13 protein-coding genes and 1 pseudogene are annotated in these 11384 nt (G+C 35.0%); 5 read left to right on the top strand and 9 right to left on the bottom strand.

The window, feature by feature from the left end; genetic code table 11:
- The 3 genes from AS180_RS21925 to AS180_RS19695 all read right to left on the bottom strand — a co-directional run.
- Positions 1–187, bottom strand: a 187-nt coding sequence (locus tag AS180_RS21925; RefSeq protein ID WP_139109245.1) for a DUF4372 domain-containing protein, incomplete at its 3' end; no start/stop codon positions are given.
- A 367-nt stretch (positions 188–554) separates the two neighbouring features.
- Entirely contained in the window at positions 555–1283 is a 729-nt protein-coding gene (locus tag AS180_RS19700) for a YwmB family TATA-box binding protein (RefSeq protein WP_062687385.1), read from the bottom strand.
- Between the two features lie 277 nt (positions 1284–1560).
- Positions 1561–1800 carry a hypothetical protein gene (locus AS180_RS19695; RefSeq protein WP_139109244.1) on the bottom strand — a complete coding sequence of 80 codons (240 nt, stop codon included), beginning with the start codon at positions 1798–1800 and terminating at the stop codon, positions 1561–1563.
- A 520-nt stretch (positions 1801–2320) separates the two neighbouring features.
- Here AS180_RS19695 and AS180_RS19690 point away from each other — a divergent pair.
- From AS180_RS19690 to sbnA, 3 genes are read left to right on the top strand one after another with little or no spacing between them, the layout of a single operon-like run.
- Positions 2321–3511, top strand: a complete 1191-nt coding sequence (locus AS180_RS19690) for an MFS transporter (protein WP_062687383.1) — start codon at positions 2321–2323, stop codon at positions 3509–3511.
- A 21-nt stretch (positions 3512–3532) separates the two neighbouring features.
- Complete coding sequence (locus AS180_RS19685; protein ID WP_062687382.1) at positions 3533–4303, top strand: ParB N-terminal domain-containing protein; 771 nt, start codon at positions 3533–3535, stop codon at positions 4301–4303.
- A gap of 27 nt (positions 4304–4330) precedes the next feature.
- Positions 4331–5323: a 2,3-diaminopropionate biosynthesis protein SbnA gene (sbnA, locus tag AS180_RS19680; protein WP_062687381.1), complete on the top strand. Its 993-nt coding sequence runs from the start codon at positions 4331–4333 to the stop codon at positions 5321–5323.
- A 139-nt stretch (positions 5324–5462) separates the two neighbouring features.
- Here sbnA and AS180_RS24115 read toward each other — a convergent pair whose 3' ends face one another.
- The 5 genes and pseudogenes from AS180_RS24115 to AS180_RS19660 all read right to left on the bottom strand — a co-directional run bounded on the left by AS180_RS24115 (position 5463) and on the right by AS180_RS19660 (position 9744).
- Positions 5463–5840, bottom strand: coding sequence for a PCYCGC motif-containing (lipo)protein (locus AS180_RS24115; RefSeq protein WP_175384224.1), 378 nt, complete (start codon positions 5838–5840; stop codon positions 5463–5465).
- Positions 5791–6645 (bottom strand): annotated as a pseudogene (locus tag AS180_RS19675) (IS3 family transposase); the annotation flags it as partial. The gene AS180_RS24115 and the pseudogene AS180_RS19675, both read right to left, overlap by 50 nt.
- A gap of 63 nt (positions 6646–6708) precedes the next feature.
- Entirely contained in the window at positions 6709–7416 is a 708-nt protein-coding gene (locus AS180_RS19670) for an IS6 family transposase (RefSeq protein WP_062687379.1), read from the bottom strand.
- Positions 7417–7566: 150 nt separating this feature from the next.
- Complete coding sequence (locus AS180_RS19665) at positions 7567–8724, bottom strand: hypothetical protein (RefSeq protein ID WP_062687378.1); 1158 nt, start codon at positions 8722–8724, stop codon at positions 7567–7569.
- Between the two features lie 138 nt (positions 8725–8862).
- A complete protein-coding gene (locus AS180_RS19660; RefSeq protein ID WP_062687377.1) occupies positions 8863–9744 on the bottom strand; it encodes an alpha/beta fold hydrolase in 882 nt (293 codons plus the stop codon).
- 614 nt (positions 9745–10358) lie between these two features.
- On the opposite strand from AS180_RS19660, the gene AS180_RS23365 reads away from it, so the two are divergent.
- Positions 10359–10499 carry a hypothetical protein gene (locus AS180_RS23365; RefSeq protein ID WP_175384223.1) on the top strand — a complete coding sequence of 47 codons (141 nt, stop codon included), beginning with the start codon at positions 10359–10361 and terminating at the stop codon, positions 10497–10499.
- Positions 10500–10795: 296 nt separating this feature from the next.
- The gene (locus tag AS180_RS19655) at positions 10796–11008 is read left to right on the top strand and encodes an aspartyl-phosphate phosphatase Spo0E family protein (RefSeq protein ID WP_062687376.1); all 213 of its coding nucleotides are present in this window, start codon (positions 10796–10798) and stop codon (positions 11006–11008) included.
- Between the two features lie 99 nt (positions 11009–11107).
- Here the strand turns inward: AS180_RS19655 and AS180_RS19650 are convergent.
- On the bottom strand, positions 11108–11384 hold a 277-nt coding region (locus tag AS180_RS19650; RefSeq protein ID WP_139109242.1), incomplete at its 5' end, for a DDE-type integrase/transposase/recombinase.

The following is an 11384-nucleotide window of genomic DNA, read 5'->3' as shown; positions in this document are numbered from 1 at the left end:
CACTGACTGCACGCAGACTCTCGGTTTCGTTGAGTTGTGCGAATACGAGTAATTTCAAGAATGAAGCAATGTACAGCTTCTTTGTATAGGAATTTAATTGATAGCTTTCAACCAATTCCTCGAGTTTTGTGGAGAAAATCGGTGAAAACCATTGTTCAAATGATGTTTTTCGTGTAAACTTATCCATGCTTATTGTCCTTTATTTTGGATTTGGATGGTTTATTACCACCCAACCATTATAAAGGATTTTTTTGTGCATGAATAATATTGCAGAAAATTCAGATTTATAAAGGGCTTTGAATTATTTTAATGCGACGCTAGTGGTAGTATATACAACCGTTATAATAGCCAGAAATAAAGATAATATAACTCTTTTTCTCATTAGTACTTTCTCCATTCGTGTATAATTATTTCAATTTATAAAATAGGAAACTGAATTAAATTTCCATTATTATCAATCAATGATTCACTTTATAACACAAATGTGGAGAAAGCATGAAGTTCTTAAAAATATTCTGTTTTAAAATCTTTTTTTCCATAAAATTATTGTAACCCTAATACTCTTTAATGATAATAGGAGTGCCTATTGTAACCGTTAGCTTGTTATCATCTTCAGTGAATCGATTTGCAACCTGAAGGTTCATTTTATTGTTATTTTTAAGTTTTAACGAATAATTCCATTTTTTTGATAAAGCAGAATAAGAAACAAAGTTTCCTTCTGTTAATCCTTCTACTTCTTTAGCTGAAAGATCTGAAACTAATTTCTGAGATTTACTCTTTAATTTATCTTGATTAGGTTTATTCATTGGCATGTCAGCTCTTACATTGTAAAAAGTCTGTGGTTGATTAGAATTATCAAATGCTTCCGATAGTACTTTATCAGAAACTTCCTCATTCCAAATTTGACCTGTTATTTCATGAGTACGTTCTAAATCATAACCATCTTTTCCTTTTATAGCCGTGATGACTAGACGCTGTGACAAACGATACTTTGAGTCTATTTTTAAGCCGACTAATTTAAAATGATGGTCAATTTCTTTTGTTGATTCCCACTTGTATCCTTTAAGATCTTTCTTTATTTGATTTATAAATAAATTATACTCTTTCTCATTTTTCACTTTCCCTATAGAAGATTTTTGGTAAACGTTCCATTCTCTAATTGTATACCCATTTTGTTTTGCTGCCTTTGTCATTGAATTCAATTCCTCGTTGTCTGAGCCTTTTGCAAAGTGATATGGCATATATATTGATAGAATAATAATTAATATTAAAACAGATTTCATAATAACTTCCCTCCCATATCAAAATCTTTGACATAAAAGGAGAGTTTTAATCAATTAAAAGTAAAAGTGTATCTAAAATTCCTGAGTTATATAAATCAGAGAAACCAGTCTCAGTAAAATATAAGCTTCTCCAAGAACCTTGAATATATTGAGACTATCAATATAAAAAAGTTGTGAATGAGAATCCAAATAAACTACCAGTAACAATATAAAAGGGGATAGCTCTGATTCTTGAAGTCAAAATTGATAAATTATCCGGTTTTAAAAATCTATATTTCTAGTGATAGATCAAAATGGCCCATATGATCGCTATAACCCCAATACTTATATAAAAGAACGCTATTTTTCGTTTTAGTCTCAAGTAAGTAGCATAACTATTAAGAATGAGTGAAACGCCTAATAAACCAAGGGCTAAAGCCTCCAATAGATGTGAATGTGTAATAAAGGAACCTATAGCTGCAACAATTCCTCCTATAGCTAAAATTACATACAGAATTTTTATAATTTTAACCTTCATTATTATCCTCCTTTTTTGCACCACGTACATTAACTATCCCCCCTTAGAGAGCTTATGTTTTCCCTTACGTTTTTTATATCCGTCCTACGACAATAAGTATAATTGTAATAATTTCAAAAAATCATTTCTCAGAAAATAAACAATTTAAATATCTTGTAAAAAAATGTATTTAAGTAGCTAATTCCTCCTGTTAATAATTAATATAAGAAGTCAGCTCTCTTCATCAGTTTATGGTAATTATATAGGGCTCTAATGCTTCAAATCCCACAGAATGACTTGTTACTCCATTTTCTCTTTTCCCATATAATCAACTAATTCAAGATAGGTAAAATTATATCTGTAAATAAAATCAATAGGTTTATATTACTTTTTTTCTTTAAAATCCTGAAATATTTTTTACAACAATGGAAACAAATGTCATGAAAAATTAACTAAATCTGCACAGAAACCACAAAAATAATCAGTAGTATCAGTACCGAAGACAGCTTAGTTACATCTCAGTAATAAAGGAGGACAAGGGTTGTTGAAAAAAATCTCTTTTTCTAATTTAGGAACAGGAACATGGCTGATTATCATCATTCAGTTTATTGCTTTTTTTACCTTTTTTATGTTCGTTCCTTTTATATCTACGTATTTTGTTAACCAACTAGGGTTTTCACTCGCTTTTGTAGGCACTGTACTGTCACTAAGAATCATAAGCCAACAGGGTTTAATGATATTCGGAGGATTTTTAGCTGATCGCTTTGGTTATAAGCAACTAGCTGTAACTGGGTTTGTTTGTCGTGGAATAGGATTTGCAGGTTTAGGTTTGACAAATCAACCTATTCTTATCATTATCGCTGCTATCTTAAGTGGCCTTGGAGGAGCTATGTTTAGTCCAGCTTTAAAAGCTGCCTTGACTATGTTTACACCACCTGAGAGGAGTAAAGAAGCTTTTTCTATGATGAACATGGTAGAAAACGGTGGGACAGTTATGGGCCCTTTAGTTGGTTTATTTTTTAAACAAGAAGATTTCTTCATAATGTGTCTTATTTCTGGTTTTCTATTTTGGTTGATTGGATTCGTTGTTTTATTTCTTCCAAACCCACCAGTATTAAAAAGGCACTCTTCTTGGATTCAGGAGACCTTTGATATTATGCGCCATAAAAGTTTTATTCTGTTGGTTATCAGCTTAATGCCATTTCATTTTATTTACCAACAGTTATATCTAACGTTTCCTATCATTTCTGAGAAGGTTACGGGCTCTTCAAGTTGGATATTCTCTTTTATTACAATCAATATCATTTTGCTTCAAGTTCCTATTTTACATTGGTTTAAAAACCATAGTATGAAAACTATATTTATTTTACCTTACATATTTATTGGCTTGTCTTTATTCATTTTAGGGTATTCAGAGCAACTGTTGCCTTTAATTATAGTGCTCGTTAGTATTTCATTTGGCTCTATGTTGCTCCTCCCCTTCTTTCAGGATTATGTAGCTGAAATTGCACCTAAAGAGTCTTTAGCTGCCTATTTTGGATTTTCTAATATGGCTATGGGAATAGGTGGATCATTAGGTAACCTGTTAGGAGGTGTTTTATATGATTTACTAAAACCTGAGTGGTTTTGGATAATTTTAAGCATGATTTGCATTCTTCCCATAATAGGAGTCACGCGACTAAAACATATAAATTCTAAAAGAATTATCACCAAGAACGTGTCCATTAAATAGACGGATGTAAGGAGTGTATAAATGAATAACGTAATAACTGATTTAAAATTAATAAACACTGATTCTTTATTTCTGCATGAGCCTACCGAACAATTACGTTTAGACAAAATCTCTATATTAATAGAGAAGGAAGGCATTATACGAAATCCATTGATGGCGACTCCCCTGGAGGACGAAAAATATTTAATTCTAGATGGAGCTCACCGGACTGCTGCTCTAAAGAAACTTGGTTGCAGACGTGTCCCCGTACAAGTTGTACAACCAGCTCAATTCCAGCTTTTTTCCTGGGATCATATTGTTCCTTTAGGAGACTGGTTGCAGCAGCTCTATAACATTCCAAATTTAAAATGGTCTTCAGAAGAGCCTGAAGGTGATTCATTGATTGCGACCAGCGTTAATGCCAATGGAACTGTTCACTATGCTTTTGCAGATTTTATTCATACTGAAGAAGAAAAATTAGATATTTGGTGCCAGCTAGTTGAATCCTACAGTCAGCAGCATTCAGTAAAACGACTCCCCCATCGGGAATGTTTATATCCAGAAGAAGACTTTATATTACTTCAATATCCAGCCTATACATTAGATGCTCTTAAGCGAAGAGTACTAAATAAAAAGACGTTTCCTTCTGGTGTTACACGTTTTTTAATAAATGGTCGCTTATTGAATCTTTCAATTCCTTTAGACATTCTTATCTCAGAAACTGCAAATAAAAAAGAATGGAATCAACTTCTAGAAAGGTTTGAAAGTAAAATTCGTCTTTATTCTGAAAGCGTCTATTTTTGTGAAGCATAATTTAATTAGACAAGGAGAGAATTGACAATGACAAATACAATTCAAACACTTAACCCTAATATAATAAGTTCTATTCAAGAATGTATTGGAAATACACCTTTATTTCAACTAAACAACTTATTTCCAGAAAAGAACGTTAACGTATATGCCAAGTTAGAAATGATGAATCTTGGTGGGAGCATGAAAGATAGACCAGCTCAATTTTTGATAAAAAGAGGGATGGAAGAAGGAAAGATAAACAGTAAAACCCACCTTATAGAGAGTTCTTCAGGAAACTTGGGAATAGCATTAGCCTTACTATCGAAATTCTATAATTTGTCTTTTACTTGTGTGGTCGATCCTAAGATCTCTAAAACGAATCTAAAGATAATTGAAGCCTTGGGAGCAAATGTAAGCATGGTAGATGAGCCTGACGAGAATGGAGGCTACCTAAAAACCCGAATAAAAAGAGTAAACGAACTTTTAGCTAATACTCCTAATGCATACTGGATTAATCAATATGCGAATGAAAATAACTGGAAATCACATTATCATGGAGCAGGCAGTGAGATTGTGAAGCAGTTAGATGGACAGCCTTTAGATATCTTGATTGCACCTGTTAGTACTTCAGGAAGTATTATGGGGATAAGCAGGAGATTGCGTGAAGCCTATCCTAAATTGATGGTAGTGGCTGTAGATGCTGTAGGATCAATTATCTTTAATTCTCCTTCTGCGCCAAGAGAATTACCTGGAATTGGATCTAGCCGCGTCCCTGAATTACTCAATACAGATGAAATTGATCAAGTTATACATGTAAATGATTATGACTCAGCTATAGCTTGCAGAGAAATTCTACAAAAGGAAGGTATTTTTTCTGGAGGGTCTTCAGGGTCCGTTGTTAGTGCCATTAAAAAGTTAATTCCCACACTTCCAGTTTCAAAAGAAACTAATGTTGTGACCATTTTTCCAGACCGTGGAGAACGCTATTTGGACTTAGTTTATGACGATCAATGGCTAAACAAGGTAAAAGGAATGCAATAAACTTATAAAAATAGTGGATTTTATCTATCAACATGTAGAGAAAAGGTATTTTTTCTCTACATGCTATTTTAAAATTTAACTTTAATAATTTCTGGATATTCTTAATTGTAAGCCATAAGCCGATTCATTAAAATTGATCTTAAACTTCAGAAGCAGGAGTGGATTTTACATAACTATTTTTATATTTTTCATTCATTGATTGACGAATTTGTTTAATTAATTTCCTAGACCTTAAATTAGTCGTTGATGGAGTTGCGATTTTGAGACAGCCCCCGCATTTTGTTCTATGGTCATACCGTACTGCCTTTCCATCTTTTTTATTCTTATGGATAAAGTAATCATATTTACTCTTATGAAATTCTGCCTCTCCACAGCAACAATACCATAGAACGTTCTCTAATAACTCTTTATGTGGGGCAACGCTTGAATAACTGTAGTAAATTAAGTTTTGGTATGTCAACACTAAACTAGACAATTTTCTTAAGGTGTCTATGCTTGTAATCAATTGAGCTTGCATATCCAAGGGTTCCATGAATTCGGATGTTATTAAACCAGTGAACATAGTCCTGAAATTCCCTCGTTAATTCTGCTAAACTATTAAAATGTCTTCCTTTCACAAACTCTGTTTTGATAATTTTAAAAGTCGCTTCGGCTACTGCATTATCATATGGGCAGCCCTTCATACTTAAGGATCGCTGGATATTAAATGTCTTTAAAGCATCATCAATCAGTTTATTTTTAAATTCATTTCCACGATCCGTATGAAAAAGCTGTATCTTATTAAGATCGACTTTGATAGAAGCTAATGCACGATAAACGAGTAATGCATCTTTGTTTGGTCCTGTGCTAAAACCCACAATTTCTCGATTAAAGAGATCAACAAAGACACATACGTAGTTCCATTTTTGATTCACTCTTACGTATGTTAAATCGCTTACGATTGCGGTCATTTCTTGTTCCTGGGCGAACTCACGATTCAGCTCATTCTTCTGTTCTGATTCATTACACGATTTTGCATGTGGTTTAAATTGGGCGATTGTATATGAAGAAACAAGGCCCTGCTCCTGCATGATGCGTCCAATTCTTCGTCTAGACACGATAAGACCACGCTTTTTCAATTCAACTTTGATTTTTCGTGTTCCATAATTTTGACGGCTTGCGTGAAAAATTTCGACCACATCAGAGACAACGGGATCCTCTGCTCTTCTTTCTTTTGCTTCATAATAATAGACGCTTCTAGGGATTTGTAGGACTTTGCACATTGCTGATATCGAGTATTTATGCTGGTTGTTCTTAATCACATTTACTTTCGTCCTAGTATCGGTTCTGGTGCAAAGATTACATCCATTTGAAAGAGGTATATAGATTCCTAATGGAATCTGTTCTTATGCAGCCATTCCAAATAGTTGATGAATGAACTTCACTTGATTTTGGACAGACTTGTCCTGTAAAGTAAGTTGTCCTTTTTTAATGATATGCATCGCTTCTATTCCCGAAAGAATAGATTTGGCTGTATGGAAAGATTTCAATCCTAACATCGAACGAACTCTCTTTTTAATAAAACGATGATCTTGTTCTACAATGTTATTCAGATATTTTATCTGCCTTATTTGGATGCCTACGGACATCTTTTTCTCCTTCTTCAACTCTTCAATCGCTATAGGATAGGCTGGGTTCTTGTCTACTGTGATAACACGGGGCTTCGAAACATGAAAAGACCGCAAAGCTTTCTTGAAAAAGCGCTTTGCAGCCTTATGATCTCTTGTTTTACTTAAATAAAAATCAATCGTATTTCCTTCTGAATCAACGGCACGATATAGGTACATCCATTGACCTTTGACTTTCACATATGTCTCATCGACTCGCCAAGAATCATTGATTGGCTTAAGATGACGCCGTACTCGCTCATCTAATTCAGGACCATACTGATGAACCCAGCGCATGATGGTTGTATGAGCAATAGATAGTCCGCGTTCTTCCATCATTTCGACTAAATCGCGAAAACTGAGGTTGTACCGTAGGTACCATCTCACGGTTAATAAAATAATATCGGGTTGATAATGTTTCCACTTGAATAGATTTTGCTTTTCCATACTGATCACGTCCTTTTTTAGAGTACTAGTATCAGTATGTCCAAGATTTAGAGATTATTTACAAGTATCTTGCAGTTTTTGCACCAGAACCATAATTCCTTTAAGTCCGATTAAAGATGGTTCATCTTACTTTTGAGGAATTGTCTCAGCTTAAACTTTCTGGTAGATGTTTTTATAGACATTCTTGTTAAACTCTTTTACAGGGTTGATGAAATCATGATAAGGTTCATCATATGGATCCTTGATTCCCCATCCCCTAGCTTTGTTTTCAAGATGTGCACACCAATGCCACCCTAGAAACCACGGTTCGTCGAGAATCACACTCAACGAATCTATGTAGTCAGCAGCCCGGCCACTCTGATCTTTAATCTCACTTACTCTGTTTGGATTCATACATGTTTGGCACCAATTCCCTATATCTGCCAGAATCACTGGCTTTCCTGTGAACTTTTGCCAAGATGAAAGCTCTTTTTTCATCTTTTGATACCCTTCTTCGTTAGGGCTTGTGAAATACTGCACGGATAGTACATCTACATAAGGCTTCATTGCAGAAAGTACTTCTTCAGGTATACCCTTGTTACCGTTGTATCTATCTCCCAAAATAAGATGGTTGGGATCATACTTCCGTATGTACTTTGTTATCGTTTCATAATACTTGGAAGCAACTTCAAACAGTTTGCTGCTTCTTTCCTTTTCATTCAAATCCTTTAATACTTCGAAATCTCTACCGCTTGCGTGTGGTAACCAAGCTGGAATATCAACAAGAAAGTAACCGATGAGATTCTTGCTCTCCGTATGATCGGCACAAATGCTTCTGGCCAAGTATTCACAATACATATCAAATTCATGGGAGAAAACATCAGGATAGGAAGGCTGACCATTCCAGTCTTCAAATTCCGCAACCCGGATTTGGAGACAATATGGCATATCGGCATACTTATAATCAGCAGCTGACCAACTCGTTGAGTGTCCTAAATTTATCGGATCCCCAAACCAATCTAGTGCAATCCCCCAGTCTCCGCTAATATAATCACCTGTCCAGCCAATTGTATTGAATCCCCAATCTTTAAGGTCCTTGGATAACCCTTTTATCCAATTCTCTCTGGAACCATATTTTTTTTTCCAAATCTCAAAATTATGGTCGTATTTTAAGTTCGATTCGTCCGCGTGGTTCACCCCTATTGTCACAAACGCGTTACCTTCAGGATCAACCAAACACCATTTTTCATGATCTTGTTCAAGCCTGAAATACCCTGTTGCCTGGAACTTTCGCTTCTCATCTTCACCATAAGAGCTAAATTTGGACATAACTCCCACTCCTTTTTTATTTTTGTAACCGACTACAAAATATAGAGAAATAATTTACCCACTGTCACTTATTGCACTACACTTAAAAACGGGTAATTATAGTAAAGCTTTTGGAAATCGGCTAGCTTTTAAAAGTGATTAGTTACTGAAGAACTCGTCTAATACGTGAGCGAAATCTTCTGGACATTCCTCAGCTAATTGATGTCCATAATCCAATATCACACCAGTGACATTCGAAGCAACTCGTTCCATCTGACGCTGAACTTCATCGGCAATGAAATGTTTGCTGCCCACGGCAAGCACTGGCATCGGCAGTTTCGTTTCGGCGGCCTTCTTGTTCCATTCACCGTCCTCTAGAGTAGCGCGATAGACTTCGAACATGGAGCGAAGTCCGCCAGGTTGGGAATAGCAACGTATATATTCATCCATAGCATCATTTGGAATATTAGGATCATAAGTCTCATTCTTGAAGAATTTGTCAAAATATTGACGCTCCCGGCCAGTGATAAGAAGCTCAGGAAAATCAGGTACGCTGTAAAAGTTGATATGCCACAACCAGCGGTTAGAGTTCACATTCTCAGTTGTCAAGAAGGACCAATCCTCGAGACCAAAGCCTGGGAGAATCATCTCAACGAAAGCAAACTTTTTAACCTTCTCCGGATAGGCTGCAGCCAAAGCATAACCACAGGCTGCTCCCCAATCCTCACCAGCAACGTGGAACTTTTCGAAGCCCAGTCTGCTGGCGAGCTGTACTACATCTTCTGCCATAGTGCGCATGTCGTAACCATCTTTGGGACGCGTCGAGTCTCCGAAGCCGCGAAGGTCAGGTACGATAACAGTAAATTTGGAAGAGAGCAAAGGTAAAACCTTGCGCCAGTAGTATGAGGTCTTCGGCACGCCATGTAGAAGCATCAATGGCTCTCCAGAGCCGGCCATATAGTAGTGAAGACGAACCCCGTTTACTGTCTCCTTCCCATGTTTAACTCTGTTCCCATTATGATCAACAATAACTTGTTTCATTTGCTCACGCTCCTAATTTGTTTTATTTACCAAAATAAACATACCTTTACAAACAGATGTAACCGATTACATTAATTCAGTCAAGAAAATTGCATTTTTTCTTAAGTAAGTGAGAATGGAACATTCATGTCCACCGCCCTGAAAGTATGTGTTCTTGATAAGAGTGTATATTATCCCTATGTTTAGGCACTCTATGTCTTTATGGACAAATACAATAAGCCTCTATCTTTCTGTGATGTATTTTCTTCAACTACCCTCAATGTAATCACTTACATTTCCATTGTATTCTATTTAAATTTATATTGTCTAATAGGTTTTAAACCCAGTATCCTACCACTCAATATCGTTTTTTCTTCTTTCAAACTCAGATTTTATCCTTCAGAGCAAAAAACTATAGTTTTAAGAAAAAAACTCAGCGGTAATTGCTGAGCATTTCTCAGTTATAATGATCTGAAGCATTGTAATTGAACTAATTTATATTTTGAAATCTTAACCTTTTTATTGTATTTAGGAAATTTGTAATTAAAAATCACTATTTTATGAATTTGTATGTATAAAAGAGTGATAGATTGACAATGATGTAGATAAACAAGTTAAATAAGGGAGGCAAAAAAATGGGGAGAGAAAATAAAGCGGTGTTGTCTAATTTTGTTTACGGAGATCGATTTGAACTAAATTCATACCTTACTTATTTGTTTCATCAATTTTACGACTATGTTTCGGATCAATCGGAAAATCAAATGATCAAACAATAATAGGATTAGCCAATAAAGAAAACTGGAAGAGGAAAAATAATGAATAAGGAAACAGTGTAAGCGAGCTTGTTATTCTGATGAGAATGAACAAGGTTGCTTATTGTGTTTTCCTATAGAACTTTTAATGTTTGATTGCTATTTACTCTCTTTATACCCAACCATGTTTTATTGACATAAGTACGAAGAGCTAAACATCTTTTATCTTTCTAACCATACAAAAACTTCAAAAACTCCTAAACATTGTAAAACTTTAACCGATTAAAGTAGTATTACTTTAACAAAAAATTAGCTAGGTGATGATCTTGTTATTTGAAAACCACACCAAGACATGTTGTCTCCAATGTCGATTATTATTAGCAGAAATAGAGAAAATCAGGGAACTAATGATATTTACTGCCCTTGAAAAAGGCTTTACAGATCCTAAAACGATAGAGATAAGCCAGAAACTAGATCAAATGTTGAATAGATTAGAACTAACTGATTCGGAACTAAATAGATGTGTAATTTAGTTCTTTCTTTTTTTCTCAAGATGTATATTCTATACATGGTTCTGGTGCAAAAATCACTCGTTAGAAACATAGAGTGTGAGTTTCCTTTAAATTGCTAACTTATGAAGCTAATCCAAACAACTTATGGATGAATTCTTTTTGATTTTGGGCAGACTTCACCCCCTGATGAACCTGCTTCTTTTTCATCATATGCATGGCTTCTATGCCACTCAGTATGTAAGTAGCTGTACGAAATGATTTCAATCCTAACATCGAACTAACTCGCTTTTTTATAAAACGATGATCCTGTTCTACGATATTATTGAGATATTTCACTTGTCTCATTTGGATGCCTTCAGGCATACGTTTCTCTTCTTTTAACTCTTGAATTGCTACA

Source organism: Priestia veravalensis, assembly GCF_001457055.1.
Classification (GTDB): domain Bacteria; phylum Bacillota; class Bacilli; order Bacillales; family Bacillaceae_H; genus Priestia; species Priestia flexa.
This window is presented reverse-complemented; position numbering and strand designations above follow the sequence as displayed.